Source organism: Pseudomonas sp. K8 (assembly GCF_014889455.1).
Taxonomy (GTDB): domain Bacteria; phylum Pseudomonadota; class Gammaproteobacteria; order Pseudomonadales; family Pseudomonadaceae; genus Aquipseudomonas; species Aquipseudomonas veronii.
This window is the reverse complement of record NZ_VJWO01000040.1, coordinates 1-15,391: the sequence shown is the minus strand read 5'-3', so window position 1 is coordinate 15,391 and position 15,391 is coordinate 1. Positions and strand designations below refer to the sequence as shown.

At 62.3% G+C, this 15,391-nt stretch carries 11 protein-coding genes; 9 read left to right on the top strand and 2 right to left on the bottom strand.

What is annotated here, in order from left to right:
- The first annotated feature begins 115 nt into the window (after positions 1 to 115).
- Complete coding sequence (gene typA / locus INT12_RS22740) at positions 116 to 1,936, top strand: translational GTPase TypA (protein WP_017849921.1); 1,821 nt, start codon at positions 116 to 118, stop codon at positions 1,934 to 1,936.
- Between the two features lie 195 nt (positions 1,937 to 2,131).
- Here the strand turns inward: typA and INT12_RS22735 are convergent, their stop codons facing one another.
- Complete coding sequence (locus INT12_RS22735; protein ID WP_017849920.1) at positions 2,132 to 2,566, bottom strand: YkgJ family cysteine cluster protein; 435 nt, start codon at positions 2,564 to 2,566, stop codon at positions 2,132 to 2,134.
- 236 nt (positions 2,567 to 2,802) lie between these two features.
- On the opposite strand from INT12_RS22735, the gene INT12_RS22730 reads away from it, so the two are divergent.
- The 6 genes from INT12_RS22730 to INT12_RS22705 all read left to right on the top strand — a co-directional run bounded on the left by INT12_RS22730 (position 2,803) and on the right by INT12_RS22705 (position 12,462).
- Positions 2,803 to 5,253 carry a glycogen/starch/alpha-glucan phosphorylase gene (locus tag INT12_RS22730; protein ID WP_026140399.1) on the top strand — a complete coding sequence of 817 codons (2,451 nt, stop codon included), beginning with the start codon at positions 2,803 to 2,805 and terminating at the stop codon, positions 5,251 to 5,253.
- Positions 5,254 to 5,410: 157 nt separating this feature from the next.
- Positions 5,411 to 8,950, top strand: a complete 3,540-nt coding sequence (locus INT12_RS22725) for a DUF2339 domain-containing protein (protein ID WP_193059024.1) — start codon at positions 5,411 to 5,413, stop codon at positions 8,948 to 8,950.
- Entirely contained in the window at positions 8,950 to 10,302 is a 1,353-nt protein-coding gene (locus INT12_RS22720) for a DUF3999 domain-containing protein (protein WP_193039636.1), read from the top strand. Before INT12_RS22725 ends, INT12_RS22720 begins: the two co-directional genes overlap by 1 nt.
- A 109-nt stretch (positions 10,303 to 10,411) precedes the next feature.
- A complete protein-coding gene (locus INT12_RS22715; protein WP_046490869.1) occupies positions 10,412 to 11,422 on the top strand; it encodes a class 1 fructose-bisphosphatase in 1,011 nt (336 codons plus the stop codon).
- Positions 11,423 to 11,607: 185 nt separating this feature from the next.
- Positions 11,608 to 11,862, top strand: a complete 255-nt coding sequence (locus INT12_RS22710) for a hypothetical protein (RefSeq protein WP_017849914.1) — start codon at positions 11,608 to 11,610, stop codon at positions 11,860 to 11,862.
- A gap of 30 nt (positions 11,863 to 11,892) precedes the next feature.
- The gene (locus INT12_RS22705) at positions 11,893 to 12,462 is read left to right on the top strand and encodes a lipocalin family protein (protein ID WP_017849913.1); all 570 of its coding nucleotides are present in this window, start codon (positions 11,893 to 11,895) and stop codon (positions 12,460 to 12,462) included.
- Positions 12,463 to 12,546: 84 nt separating this feature from the next.
- Here the strand turns inward: INT12_RS22705 and INT12_RS22700 are convergent, their stop codons facing one another.
- Positions 12,547 to 13,911, bottom strand: coding sequence for a formimidoylglutamate deiminase (locus tag INT12_RS22700; protein ID WP_193039624.1), 1,365 nt, complete (start codon positions 13,909 to 13,911; stop codon positions 12,547 to 12,549).
- A 108-nt stretch (positions 13,912 to 14,019) separates the two neighbouring features.
- Here INT12_RS22700 and hutC point away from each other — a divergent pair, with 108 nt between their 5' ends.
- Both hutC and INT12_RS22690 read left to right on the top strand, forming a co-directional pair.
- A complete protein-coding gene (gene hutC / locus INT12_RS22695) occupies positions 14,020 to 14,769 on the top strand; it encodes a histidine utilization repressor (RefSeq protein ID WP_017849911.1) in 750 nt (249 codons plus the stop codon).
- Positions 14,766 to 15,326, top strand: a complete 561-nt coding sequence (locus INT12_RS22690; RefSeq protein WP_193039625.1) for a HutD family protein — start codon at positions 14,766 to 14,768, stop codon at positions 15,324 to 15,326. The genes hutC and INT12_RS22690 overlap by 4 nt, the downstream gene beginning before the upstream one ends.
- Positions 15,327 to 15,391 lie beyond the last annotated feature (65 nt).

Here is a 15,391-nt window from a genome sequence, read left to right as displayed (position 1 = left end):
CCTGCGTCACCGGCCCCCCGACTCTGCCGTCAAGCTGTAACGGCAAGGCCTGACTCTACTGTTAATCGCTGCCACGACCTGTCAGCACACCGAATCCTCTGATCGAGATACACAAGTGATCGAAAATCTACGTAACATCGCCATCATTGCTCACGTTGACCATGGTAAAACCACCCTGGTAGACAAACTCTTGCGTCAATCCGGCACCCTGGAGCGCAACGAGCTCAACGACGAGCGCGTGATGGACTCCAACGACCAGGAAAAAGAGCGCGGTATTACCATCCTGGCTAAAAACACCGCTATCAACTGGAACGGCTACCACATCAACATCGTGGATACCCCGGGCCACGCCGACTTCGGCGGCGAAGTAGAACGCGTAATGTCGATGGTCGACTCCGTTCTGCTGCTGGTTGACGCTCAAGACGGCCCTATGCCGCAAACCCGTTTCGTGACCAAGAAGGCGTTCGAAGCCGGCCTGCGTCCGATCGTGTGCATCAACAAGGTTGACCGTCCAGGCGCGCGTCCGGATTGGGTTCTGGACCAGATCTTCGATCTGTTCGACAACCTGGGTGCTACCGAAGAACAACTGGACTTCCAGGTTATCTACGCTTCGGCCCTGAACGGTATTGCCGGTCTGGATCACACCGCCATGGCGGAAGACATGACCCCGCTGTACCAGGCCATCGTTGACCACGTTCCACCACCGAAGGTTGACCGTGACGGTCCGTTCCAGATGCAAATCTCGGCACTGGACTACAACAGCTTCCTGGGTGTTATCGGTGTTGGCCGTATCGCTCGTGGTAGCGTCAAGCCGAACACTCCGGTTGTCGCTATCGGCGCCGACGGCAAGAAGCGCAACGGTCGTATTCTGAAGCTGATGGGTCACCACGGCCTGCACCGCATCGACGTTGAAGAAGCGTTCGCCGGCGACATCGTGTGCGTCAGCGGTATGGACTCGCTGTTCATCTCCGACACCCTGTGCCAGCCGGACACTGTCGAGGCGATGAAGCCTCTGACCGTCGACGAGCCAACCGTTTCCATGACCTTCCAGGTAAACGACTCGCCTTTCTGCGGTAAAGAAGGCAAGTTCGTGACCTCCCGTAACATCAAGGAACGTCTGGACAAAGAGCTGCTCTACAACGTGGCACTGCGCGTTGAAGAAGGCGACTCGGCTGACAAGTTCAAGGTTTCCGGCCGTGGTGAGCTGCACCTCTCGGTACTGATCGAAACCATGCGTCGCGAAGGCTTCGAAATGGGCGTTGGTCGTCCTGAAGTGATCATCCGTACTGTTGACGGCGTGAAGCAGGAACCGTTCGAAAACGTCACCATCGACACCCCTGAAGAATCCCAGGGCAAGGTCATGGAAGAGATGGGCCTGCGTAAGGGCGACCTGACCAACATGGTGCCGGATGGCAAAGGCCGTGTGCGTCTGGAATACAACATCCCTGCGCGTGGTCTGATCGGTTTCCGTAACCAGTTCCTGACCCTGACCAACGGTGCTGGCATCCTGACCTCGATCTTCGATCGCTACGACACCATGAAGTCCGGCGACATGTCCGGCCGTCAGAACGGTGTTCTGGTTTCGGTTGAAACCGGCAAGGCGCTGACCTACTCCCTGGAAACCCTCCAGGCGCGTGGCAAGCTGTTCGTTGAACACGGTCAAGAGATCTACAACGGTCAGATCGTTGGTCTGAACAGCCGTGACAACGACATGGGCGTCAACCCAACCAAAGGCAAGAAGCTCGACAACATGCGTGCTTCGGGTAAAGACGAAACCATCGCTCTGGTTCCACCTGTTCGCTTCACCCTGGAACAGGCCCTGGAATTCATCCAGGACGACGAGCTGTGCGAAGTCACGCCTAAGTCGATCCGCCTGCGTAAGAAGATCCTGGACGAAGGCGAGCGTACCCGCGCTGCCAAGAAAGCCAAGAACTGAGTTAACTCAGGCTGAATGAAAAACGCCCCCGGTCGAAAGGCCGGGGGCGTTTTTTTATGTCTGCAGGTTTTGTGCTGAAGGTGCCGGCCCTATCGGGAGCAAGCCCCCTCCCACAGTTTTGATTTGTGAACGCCTTCAAAATGTGGGAGGGGGCTTGCCCCCGATAGGGCCCTTGAGAGCCCTGCAAAACATGGATCAGAACTTATCGAGCGTCTTGAAATTGGTCTCGCGCACCACTTCCTTGGGCTTGTACGCGCAATACCCCGGCCGCGGGCCGATTTTCGGGTGGTTGCGGCAGGTATCCGGGCGCTTGTCATAAATAGTGCAGAAGCGCGTCTTACGATCCAGGTACAGGCAGTCGTTGTTGCTCATGCGCTGCAGGGTGAAGATCTCGGATTTGCTGTTGTAGCGCTCGACGATGCCTTCCTTCTGCAAACGCTTGGCGATGTTCTTCGGCGGGTCGCCGCGCTCGAATTCATCGACGATGCCAATGCGGATCAAGTCTTTGATCTTCACTTCGACCGGCAGCGTGCAGCAGCTGGACACGCAGCCTCCGCACATGTGGGCGGAATATTTCTGCCAGGTCTCGAGACGGTCGAGTTCCGCAGCGGCGATCAGTTGAGGCTTCATCAGGGTTCCAAGGTGGGGCGGTATCCGGGCGCGCGATCATACCGGGATTGATGGTTTTTTGAACAATATTTTCGGGTTTTCAGCTCGAAGGCGGCTCGAACAGTGATCGGGCACGACCCCTGCATTAAATTCATGCAAAGGTGAATGAGTTAAAAAACTGCCGAACCAGCGCGTCGACCGCCGGTCAGACCGACTAGGCTCTAGCAACTCCTTCAATCTCGCCCGAGGTCACACCGATGTCTCAGGAACCGCTTGCACGAGAAGCAGAGGTAGCCGCATTTCGCGATGCTGTCTTGACCAAACTCACCTACGCGGTGGGCAAAGACCCGGATCACGCCTTCGACCATGACTGGTTCGAAGCCATTGCCCTGGCCGCCCGCGACCAGATGGTCGATCACTGGATGAACCATACGCGGCAAATCTACCGCAAAGGCCAGAAGCGGGTGTATTACCTCTCGCTGGAATTCCTCATCGGCCGCCTGCTTTTCGACAGCCTGAGCAACCTCGGCCTGCTGGAGATCGCTCGCGAAGCGCTCACCGAGTTGGGTGTCGACCTGGAACGCATCCGCCTGCTGGAGCCCGATGCAGCGCTCGGCAACGGCGGTCTGGGACGCCTGGCGGCATGCTTTATGGAAAGCATGTCGACCCTGGGCATTGCCGGCCATGGTTATGGCATTCGTTATGAGCACGGGCTGTTCCGCCAGGCGATTGTCGATGGCTGGCAGCAGGAACAGACCGAGCGCTGGCTGGATTTCGGCAACCCGTGGGAGTTCGAACGGGCTGAAGTGATCTACCCGATCGGCTTCGGCGGCAGCGTCGAAACCCTCGCCGATGCCGGCGGCAAGCTGATTCAGGTGTGGTCGCCCAGCGAAACCGTGCGGGCCGTGGCCTACGACACTCCGGTGGTCGGCTGGCGCGGCGCCAGCGTCAACACCCTGCGGCTGTGGCGTGCGCGCGCCGTGGAAGACCTGCACCTGGAGCGCTTCAACGCCGGCGACCACTTGGGCGCCGTCGCCGAAGTGGCCCGCGCCGAAAGCATCTCCCGAGTGCTTTACCCGGCCGACAGCACCGAAGCGGGGCAGGAACTGCGCCTGCGCCAGGAATACTTCTTCGTCTCGGCCTCGCTGCAAGACCTGCTGCGCCGCCACAAGAACATGCACGGCTCGGTGCTGAGCCTGGGCGAACATGCCGCCATTCAGCTCAACGACACGCACCCGTCCATCGCGGTCGCCGAGTTGATGCGGCAACTGGTGGACCTGCACGATATTCCCTGGGAAGCGGCGTGGGACGTGACCGTCGAAACCCTGTCGTACACCAACCACACACTGCTGCCCGAAGCCCTGGAAACCTGGCCGGTCGGCCTGATGGAACGCATGCTGCCCCGGCACATGCAGATCATCTACCTGATCAACGCGCAGCACATCGACTCGCTGCGCGCCAAGGGCATCCACGATTTCGACGTGCTGCGCGCCGTGTCGCTGATCGAAGAAGACAACGGTCGCCGCGTGCGGATGGGCAACCTGGCGTTCCTCGGCTCCCATAGCGTCAACGGCGTATCCGGCCTGCACACCCAACTGATGCGCAGCACGGTGTTCTCCGAACTGCACAAGCTGTACCCGGAGCGCATCAACAACAAAACCAACGGCATCACCTTCCGCCGCTGGCTGTACCAGGCCAACCCCCAACTCACCGGCATGCTCGTCGACGCGCTGGGCGCGGACATCCTCGACAAGCCCGAACAGCGCCTGATCGAACTCGAACCGTTTGCCGAGAAGCAGGCCTTCCGCAAGGCCTTTGCCGAACAACGCCTGCACAGCAAGCGCGCGCTGGCCGAGATCATCCATGAGCGTCTGGGTATTGCGGTCAACCCGGCGGCGATGTTCGACGTGCAGGTCAAGCGCATCCACGAGTACAAGCGCCAGTTGCTCAACCTGCTGCACACCGTGGCGCTGTACCAGGCGATCCGTGCCGAGCCCGAGACCGACTGGGTGCCGCGAGTGAAGATCTTCGCCGGCAAGGCGGCGGCGAGCTATCACCAGGCCAAGCTGATCATCAAGCTGACCAACGACATCGCCCGCACCGTCAACAACGACCCCACCGTGCGCGGCTTGCTCAAGGTGGTGTTCCTGCCCAACTACAACGTCAGCCTGGCGGAAAGCATCATCCCGGCGGCGGACTTGTCGGAGCAGATTTCCACCGCCGGCTTTGAAGCATCGGGCACCAGCAACATGAAGTTCGGCCTTAACGGCGCGCTGTCCATCGGCACCATGGACGGCGCTAACGTCGAGATGCACGAGCGCGTGGGCGGCGAGCACATGTTTATCTTCGGCCTCAGCGCCCAGCAGGTGGAGGCCCGCAAGCACGCCGGTGAATTCCACGCCGGGCCGGACATCGCCGCGTCCCATCGTTTGAGCGATGTGTTGCAAGCGATTCGCGGCGGGGTGTTCTCGCCAGACGATCCGGGCCGTTATGTGGGCTTGATCGATGGGCTGATCGAGTACGACCGCTTCCTGGTGTGTGCCGACTTCGATGCCTACTGGGAGGCGCAGACCCGGGTCGACGCGCATTGGCATGATTCCAAGGAATGGTGGCGTTCGGCGGTGCTCAATACCGCGCGGATGGGCTGGTTCTCTTCGGACCGCACCATCCGCGAATACGCCACCGAGATCTGGAAAGCGCTCGACTAACCCCCCAAAAACCAAAATGTGGGAGGGGGCTTGCCCCCGATAGCGGACTGTCAGTTTGCAGATATGTGACTGGCACACCGCTATCGGGGGCAAGCCCCCTCCCACATTGGTCCCGCGTCGATATACTAGGTCCCGGTTTGCTTAGGGAATATCGACCATGCAATGGATTTTCATGCTGATTGGGCTGGCGCTCGGCTGGACGCTCGATGAGTCGTTCGGCGACGCGGGCATCGGCGCGTTGCTGGGGTTGGGCGTTGGCCAGGCGATTCGCCTGTCGATGCTGGCTTCGCGCACGTATGAACAAGGCCGTCAGTTGGAGACCGCGCAGAAAGCGCTCTCCGCGCTGGAGCAACGCCTGGCGCAACTGGAAAAACCTGCGCCTGAACCCGCGCCGCTCGCACACAGTATGTTGGTCGAATCCCCCGTTGCCGAATCCGCCCTGCCGGCCAAGGCCCCGGAGCTTATCTGGGAACTGCCCGCCGAACTGGCGCCGACCCCCGTCGCCATTGTCGCCGAACCAAGCCAGGCGTTACCGGCGGATGTGTGGACGCCTGCCGAGAAACCGCCTGCACCTGAACCGGTTATCCCCCGAGGCCCGAACCTGATCGAGCGCGCCATCCGCGGCGCGCGCAATTGGCTGTTCGGCGGCAATACCGTGTTGCGCGTCGGCGTGGTGCTGCTGTTCCTCGGCCTGGCCTTTTTGCTGCGTTATGCCACCGAAGGCATGGTGGTGCCGATCGAACTGCGTTATGCCGGGGTTGCCGCCGCCGCCTTGGGCCTGCTGGGCCTGGGCTGGTGGTTGCGGCTGCGCAACAGCAATTACGGCTTGATGCTGCAAGGCACCGGGATTGCGGTGCTGTACCTGACGGTGTTTGCCGCAATGCGCCTGCACCCGTTGATCGACCCGGGCGCGGCGCTGGGCCTGCTGGTGGCGGTCACGCTGTTTTCGGCGATTCTGGCGATCACCCAGGATGCGTTGGGCCTGGCCTGCGCAGCGGCGCTGGGCGGGTTTGCCGCGCCGATCCTGACTTCCACCGGCGCCGGTAACCATGTGGCGCTGTTCAGCTACTTCGCCCTGCTCAATGCCGGCATCCTCGCCATCGCCTGGTTCAAGGCCTGGCGCCTGCTCAACCTGATCGGCTTTGTCGGCACCTTCGGCATCGGCTTCGCCTGGGGCCTGCGTTCGTATGCGCCGCAGCTGCTGTGGAGCACCGAGCCGTTCCTGATCGTGTTTTTCCTGATGTACCTGGCCATCGGCCTGCTGTTCACCCGGCGCAAATTGCTGGAGATGAACGACGCGCCCGAGGACGACAGCCGCGGCGCGCTGCTGCGCTGGTCGGCGGCCAAGGGCGATTATGTCGACGGCAGCCTGCTGTTCGGTCCGCCGCTGGTGGGCTTTGGCTTGCAGTTCGCACTGGTCCAACACCTGGAGTTTGCCGCTGCGTTCAGCGCCCTGGGCCTGGGCATCATCTACATGGGCCTGGCCCGACTGCTCAGTGGCGGGCGTGCCTTGCTGCTGGCGGAAACCTGTCTGGCCCTGGGCGTGATCTTCGCCAGCCTGGCGATTCCCCTGGGCCTCGACGCGCGCTGGACCGCAGCGGCCTGGGCCGTGGAAGGCGCCGGGATCTTCTGGCTCGGCCTGCGCCAGCAACGGCCGTTGGCGCGGGCGTTCGGCCTGTTGTTGCAACTGGGTTCGGCGCTGGCGTTCCTCAGTGAACTGCGCGTCGGCGCACACACAATGCTGGACGGTGCGCCATTGGGCGCGCTGTTGCTGGGTGCCGCGTTGCTGTTCAGCTTCGCGCAGTTGCGCAACGCCTTCACCGAACAGGCGGCGGCTTGGGAGCGCAGGGGCTTGCCGGTGTTGGCCAGCCTCGGGCTGACCTTCGTGTACCTGCTCGCACCGCTGTTGTTGCTGACCCAGGGCACCGCCATCAGTTGGGCGCTCGCCGGCCTGGCGACGCTGTATGTGGGCCTGCGCATCGGTTCACGGACCTTCCTGTTCACCGCGTTCGCCGTGCAACTGCTGGGTGGCGCGTTGTTCCTGTTGCGCCTGCAAGGCGGTGATGGTGCGGCGGTATTCAGCGCGGGTTGGGGCGGTTTGCTGACGGCCTCGCTGATCGGGCTGGCGCTGATCGGCGGCATGCTGCTGGCGGCCCGTGACGACATGGTGCGCAGCGACGCGCGCCTGTTGCGCGGGTTGTCGGTGGTGCTGCTGGCCGGCCTGGTGTTGATCAACCTGGCCGTGCTGTTTGTGCTGCCTTGGGAAAGCGCCAGCGGGGTGTGGGCGGCGAGCGGTCTGCTGATCATCTGGTTGAGCCTGTACCTGCAACAGCGCGTCAGTTTTGTGTTCGGTTTGCTGCTGCAACTGATCGGCGGCGCGTCGTTCCTGCTGGCGGTGCCGGAACTGCTCGGGCCGTTGACCAATGAAGGTTTGCGTCCGTTGGCGCACAGCGGTTTCTGGACGCCGATGGTGTTGGGCCTGGCCGCTCTGGTCGGCGCCTGGCGCTTGCAGCGCGAACCTCATGCGCCGGTGTTTGCTGTGCTGAAACTGCAACGCCTGTCTGACCTGTTGCTGGTGTGGGGCGCGGCCTGGTGGGCGCTGGCGCTGATCGGCGAAGTGCTGCGGTTTATCCCGCAAGAGTTGCAGGGCGCGTTCCTGCTGGGTATCGCCGCGGCGAGCGTGGCGCTCTGGACGCTGTTCGCGGCGCGCCTGCGCTGGGCCTCGCTGGCGATGCTCTGCACCTTGCTGATGCCGGCGGCGGCAGCGGTGTTGCTGGTGTCTGCCCATAGCTACTATCACCCGGCGGCGCAGTTCGGCTGGCTGGCCTGGCTGGCGGTGTTCGCGGTGCATTTCATCTCGTTGCGGCGCTTGGCGGCGGTGGCTCCGGCCAAAGTACTGAGCGTTGCCCATGTGTTGGGTAGCTGGATGTTGATCGGCGTCCTGGCGCTGGAGCTGCGCTACGGCCTGTTGTTGCTGTCGAGCGAATACAACGCCTGGCGCTGGCTGGGCTGGGCGATCCTGCCGAGCCTCTACCTGGTGCTGGCGGCTGCGCCGCGCAGTTGGCCATGGCCGGTGTCGGCCTATGCCAAGGAGTACCGCGTGCTGGCGGCGCTGCCGTTGGCGGTGCTGATGCTCGGCTGGTTCTGGCTGGCCAATACGTTCAGCGACGGTACGGCCAAGCCGTTGCCCTATGTGCCGCTGATCAACCCACTGGACCTGGGCCTGCTGTTTGCCCTGCTTGGCGTGTATCTGTGGTCGCGCAGTGCGGCGCCGCAGCGCGGGCCGCGTGCCGAATGGATCGCCCAAGGGGTGGCGGGGGCTTCGCTGTTTGCGTTCTTCACGGCGCTGGTGATGCGTACCGCCCACCATTGGGGCGGCGTGCCGTTTCACCTGGACGCGTTGCTGGAGTCGATGCTGGTGCAAGCCGGTTTGTCGATCGTCTGGACCCTGATTGCCCTCGGCCTGATGATCGGCGGTCACCTGCGCCATCGTCGCGAGGTTTGGCTGATCGGCGCGGCGTTGATTGCCGTGGTGGTGGCCAAGTTGTTTTTTGTCGAGCTGAGCAACCGTGGCGGCCTGGCGCGGATCGTGTCGTTCATTGGCGTGGGCGGGTTGTTGCTGGTGGTGGGTTACTTCGCACCGCTGCCGCCCAAGCGCGCCGAACCTGTGTTGGAAACTGAAGGAGCATCCTCTTGATCGGTAAGTTGAGCGTGGCGGTAGTGGGCGTGTGTGCGACATTGTCGGTATGGGCCCAGGAAACGCCCGCCGACTTCTCCGCCCAGGTGCCGCTGAGTGTCAGCGGCAACGGCCCGTGGTATCGCCTCGAATTGCCGCTGGCCGTGCAACTGAGCGCGCGCCAGGCCGACCTCAGCGACCTGCGCGTATTCAATGCCGCCGGTGAGCCCCAGGCCTACGCGCTGTCGCGCCAATCTGCGCAACACACCGAGAACCGTAACGTTGCCGATGTGAAGTGGTTCCCGCTGTACGCCGCCGACACCCGCGAAACCTTGCCAGCGGTGGTGATGAAGTCCAGCGCCGAAGGCACCTTGCTGGAGGTGCGCCCCTCCACGGCAACCACGACCGGCCAGCAGGTGCTGCGCGGCTGGGTGCTCGACGCCAGTGCGATCAAGGCGCCGTTGCAGCAACTGAGCCTCGACTGGAGCCACGAGCAAGAAGGCTTCCAGCGATTCAGCATCGAAGCCAGCGATGACTTGCAGCACTGGACGCCCTGGGGCGACGGGCAAGTGGCGCGCTTGTCGTTTGCCGACGAGCGCGTCGAGCAGCACGACGTCAGCCTGCCGGGGCAAACGGCGCGTTACCTGCGCCTGTTGTGGCAGGGCCAGGCGGCGCCGCTGTTGACCTCGGCCAAATTGGTCAGCGCCACCCGCAGCAGCCTGCCGACGCCATGGGTGTGGTCGCAGCCGCTCTCCGGCACGCGGCTGCAGGCGGGGGAATACACCTGGCAGTTGCCGGCGGGGCTGAACGTCGAGCGCCTGCGCGTGGAATTGACACAACCCAATACGCTGGCGCCCGTGACCTTGTCGGGGCGACGCGACAGCAAGCAAGCCTGGCAGCCGTTGAGCAATGGTTTGCTGTACCGCCTGACCCAGAACGGCCAGGACGTGGTGCAGGATCAATTGCAGTTGCCGGGCCAGGCGGTCGCCGAACTCAAGTTGCAGGTGGATGAGCGTGGCGGCGGCCTGGGCACCGCCGCGCCGACCCTGCGGGTTGCCGTGCGCGCCACTCAGTTGGTGTTCCTGGCGCGGGGCGAGCCGCCGTTCACCCTGGCGCTGGGGAATGCCTCGGCCAAGGCGGCGAACCTGCCGCTGTCGACCCTGATCCCCGACTACAGCACCGAGCGCCTCAACACCTTGGGGCAGGCCACGGTGGCGGGGGACGTCAGGGTCACGTCGCCAGCGCTCGTGGCCGCTGTCGACACCGAACCGAACTGGAAAAAACTCGGACTCTGGGCCGTATTGCTGCTCGGTGTGGCGGCGCTGGGGGCCATGGCTTACAGTTTGCTGCGCAAGCCTGCGGCAGCACGTTAAATAACGTCCATGAACTCTATTGGGTTTAAATCCTCTGATAGGAGGAAATACGCCCCGACTCGCGTTAAACTGCGCGGGTTTTTAGCCCCCCCATACATCGGAGCCTTCCATGTCCCGCGTTACCCTGAGTCGCTATTTGATCGAGCAGACCCGCAGTAACAACACGCCTGCCGATCTGCGCTTCCTTATCGAAGTGGTGGCGCGTGCTTGCAAGGAAATCAGCCACGCCGTGTCCAAAGGCGCGCTGGGTGGCGTCCTCGGCAGCATGGGCACTGAAAACGTCCAAGGCGAAGTGCAGAAGAAACTCGACGTGATCTCCAACGAGATCCTGCTCGAAGCCAACGAATGGGGCGGTCACCTGGCCGGCATGGCGTCCGAAGAAATGGACAATGCCTACCAGATCCCGGGCAAATACCCGAAAGGCGCCTACCTGCTGGTGTTCGACCCACTGGACGGCTCGTCCAACATCGACATCAACGCCCCGGTCGGCACCATCTTCTCGGTGCTGCGTTGCCCGAACGAACACCTGAGCCAGAACGAAGCCCTGAACGAAAAGGCCTTCCTGCAGCCGGGCACCCAGCAGGTTGCCGCCGGTTATGCGATCTACGGCCCGCAGACCATGCTGGTGCTGACCCTGGGCGACGGCGTCAAAGGCTTCACCCTGGACCGCGAAATGGGCAGCTTCGTGCTGACCCACGAAGACATCGTGATTCCTGCTGCTACCCAGGAATTTGCAATCAACATGTCCAACCAGCGCCACTGGGAAGAACCGGTCAAGCGCTACGTCAGCGAGTTGATGGAAGGCGAAGAAGGCCCGTTGAAGAAAAACTTCAACATGCGCTGGGTCGCGGCGATGGTGGCTGACGTACACCGTATCCTGACCCGCGGTGGCGTGTTCATGTACCCGCGTGACAGCCGCGAGCCGTCCAAGCCGGGCAAGCTGCGCCTGATGTACGAAGCCAACCCGATGTCGTTCCTGGTTGAACAGGCGGGCGGTGTGTCCACCGACGGCCACCAGCGCATCCTCGACATCCAGCCCGAAGGCCTGCACCAGCGCGTGGCGGTGTTCCTGGGTTCGAAGGAAGAAGTCGAGCGCGTGACCGGCTATCACCAGAAGTAAGTGTGGCGAGGGAGCAAGCTCCCTCGGCACGTTCAAGACGTGAAGTCTTGAACGATGAGAAGCCCCGAAACGTTTCAGCGTTTTCGGGGCTTTTTTGTTTTCGTTCGTCGGGAACCAGACACCTGTTTTCCCTTCTAAGCTTCTGGCAGACCCCCAACCTGCCTCGTCCCTCCAGGAGTTATTCCATGTCGTTACGCCGTCTCGCTTTGCTGGCCTTTTGCGTGCTGTTGGCCGCTTGCAGCAAGGTCAATCAGGAAAATTACGCGAAGCTGTCGGCTGGCATGGCCAAGGCCGAAGTGGAGTCGTTGCTGGGTAAGCCGACCGATTGTTCCGGCGCGCTGGGTATGTCCAGCTGCACCTGGGGCGATAAAAACAGCTTTATCAGCGTTCAATATGCCGGTGACAAAGTTCTGATGTTTTCCGGGCAAGGCCTGAAGTAAACCGGGGCGAAAGCCTGCGGGAGAAGAAGAATGATGCGTTTTGTTGTGTTCCTTTGCGCCAGCCTGTTTTTGGCGGGCTGCGCCAGCCATTCTGGCGATGATCTGCAACCCAAGACCGCGGGTAACGTCAACCTCAAGCGTTACCAGGGCACCTGGTATGAATTGGCGCGATTGCCGATGTACTTCCAGCGCAACTGCGCGCAGTCCGAGGCCCGCTACACCTTGTTGCCGGATGGCGATATGTCGGTGTTCAACCGCTGCCTGACCAGCGACTGGAAGTGGGAAGAAGCCAAGGGCACCGCTACGCCGCAAGTGCCGGGCAAGACCGACAAGCTCAGGGTGGAATTCAATAACTGGTTTACCGCGCTGTTGCCGGGCGTCGCCAAGGGCGACTACTGGGTGTTGTATGTCAGCGATGATTACAAGACTGCCCTCGTCGGCAGCCCGAGCCGGCGCTATATGTGGATCTTGTCGCGCACGCCGACGGTCAGCGCCGACACCCGCGAAGACCTGCTGAGCAGGGCAAGGCAGCAGGGCTATGACACCACGCGCCTGATCTGGCGCACGTCGGACAAGCAGATGGCGAAGACCTCGCAATAACTCTGGATCAGCACAAATCCAATTGTGGGAGGGGGTAAGTCGAATCGTCGCACCGCCCCTCCCACATTTGTTATGGGTTGCCTGTTAACCGAGTAACTCTCTCAACACCTGGGTAAACGCCCGGCTGCTCTCTTCTTCAGCGGCATGCCGCCCGTCGCGCACCACCCACTTGCCGTTGACCAGCACATCGCGCACCTGGCGATCGCCGCCAGCGAACAGCCAGCGATTGAGAATCCCGTCTTCGGTCGCCGTCGCCAGGTATGGATCGTTACCGTCCAGCACCAGCCAATCGGCGCGCTTGCCCACTTCCAGCCGCCCAATCGGCTGCCCCAGCGCCTGGGCGCCGCCGTCCAGTGCGGCATCGAACAGCGTGCGGCCGACCATCGGTTGGTCGTGGCGATACAGGCGATTGCGCCGCTGATCGCGCAGGCGTTGGCCGTATTCCAGCCAGCGCAGTTCTTCCACCACGCTCAGCGACACATGGCTGTCGGAACCAATACCCAGGCGCCCGCCTTGAGCGAGGAAATCCACCGCCGGAAAAATCCCGTCGCCCAGGTTGGCTTCGGTGGTCAGGCACAAACCGGCAATCGCGCGGCTGTTGGCCATGCGCGTCACTTCCTCGGGGTCGGCATGGGTGGCGTGTACCAGGCACCAGCGCTCATCGACGTCGACGTTGTCATACAGCCATTGCAGCGGGCGTTTGCCGCTCCAGGCCAGGCAGTCGTCGACTTCTTTCTGTTGCTCGGCGATGTGGATATGCACCGGGCAGGCCTTGTCGCTGGCAGCCAGCACGTCTGTGATCTGTTGCGGCGTGACGGCGCGCAGGGAGTGGAAGCACAAGCCCAGTTGCTGCGCCGGCTGTGCGGCGAGGATCGGTTTCAGGCGCGCCTGCAGCTCCAGATAATGTTCGCCGCTGTTGATAAACCGCCGCTGGCCTTCATTGGGTGCCTGGCCGCCAAACCTGGAGTGGCTGTAGAGCACCGGCAGCAATGTCAGGCCGATCCCGCTGCTGGCGGCCGCCTGGCTGATCTGCCGCGACAGTTCCGCGCGGTCGGCATATGGCTGGCCGCTGACGTCGTGGTGGACGTAATGAAATTCCGCGACCGAGGTGTAACCGGCCTTGAGCATCTCGATATACAACTGGCGCGCGATGATCTGCAGTTGCTCCGGATTGATCTTGCCGACCATGCGGTACATCAGCTCGCGCCAGGTCCAGAAGCTGTCGTTCGGGTTGCCGGCCACTTCGGCCAGGCCCGCCATGGCGCGCTGGAATGCGTGGGAGTGCAGGTTCGGCATACCCGCCAATACCGGGCCTCTGAGCCGTTCGGCGCCGTCTGCGCTGGCATTGGCCGCGACGTGAGTCAGCAGGCCATCAACGCCGACTTCAAGGCGTACATTGTTGGCCCATCCATCAGGCAGCAGTGCGCGTTCGGCAAAGAAAACGGACATGTTCAGGGCACCCCGGTCGTGTGTTTATTTGTATATACATATACAGACGTTTGCCTGCTCGGTAAACTCCGGCAATCTATGCATCTTTTTCCCCTGCAAGGATTCCCCGTGCCGACTCCGCCCGCCAAGTCTTCACTGGCTGCCCACCTGGACGAAAGTCCGGCGCCCTTGTATGCCCGCGTCAAACAAATGATCAGCCAGCAGATCCTCAGCGGCAACTGGCCGCCCCATTACCGCGTGCCGTCGGAGAGTGAACTGGTCAGCCAGCTGGGTTTCAGCCGCATGACCATCAACCGCGCCCTGCGTGAACTCACCGCCGAAGGGCTGCTGGTACGCATGCAAGGCGTCGGCACGTTCGTCGCCGAGCCCAAGAGCCAGTCGGCGCTGTTTGAAGTGCATAACATTGCCGATGAGATCGCCGCCCGCGGCCATCGGCATACCTGCCAGGTCATCACCCTGGGCGAAGAGGCGGCCGGTTCCGAGCGCGCCGTCGCCCTGGAAATGCGTGAAGGCGGGCGGGTATTCCACTCGCTGATCGTTCACTTTGAAAACGATATTCCAGTGCAAATCGAAGACCGCTTCGTCAACGCCCTGGTCGCGCCGGAATACCTGCAGCAGGATTTCACCCAGCAAACCCCCTACGCCTATTTGAACCAGGTCGCACCGTTGACCGAGGGCGAGCATGTGGTCGAAGCGATCCTCGCCGATGCCGCCGAGTGCAAGTTGCTGCAGATCGAACCGAGCGAGCCGTGCCTGTTGATTCGTCGACGCACCTGGTCCGGTCGCCAGCCGGTGACCGCCGCGCGCTTGATCCACCCCGGTTCCCGTCACAGCCTGGAAGGACGCTTCAGTAAATGAGTGCAGTGACCGTCTGGCGCGCCGCGAATTACGTGCGTATGCCGTGGAAAAACGGCGGCGGCAGCACCGAAGAAATCAGCCGCGATGGCGGCCATGGCCTGGAGGGCTTTGGCTGGCGCCTGTCGATTGCCGATATCGGCGAGTCGGGCGGGTTTTCCTCCTTCACCGGCTATCAACGCGTGATCACGGTGATCAACGGTGCGGGCATGGTCCTGACCGTGGATGGCGAGGAGCAGCAGGGGTTGTTGCCGCTGCAAGCGTTCGCGTTCAAGGGCGACAGCCAGGTGTCGTGTCGCCTGATCAGTGGGCCGATCCGCGATTTCAACCTGATCTATTCACCCCAGCGTTACCATGCGCGGTTGCAGTGGGTCGATGGGATGCAGCGTTTTTTCAGCACCGCGCAGACGGTGCTGGTGTTCAGCGTGGCCGATGAGGTGACGGTGCTCGGCCAGGTGTTGGGTCATCACGACTGCCTGCAGCTGGACGGTAACGCTGGTTTGCTGGATATCTCCGTCACAGGCCGCTGCTGCATCATCGAACTGACCGCCCGCGGTTAAAAAATGTGGGAGGGGGCTTGCCCCCGATTGCAGTGGGTCAGCTACAGATAAGTTGACTGGTCCAC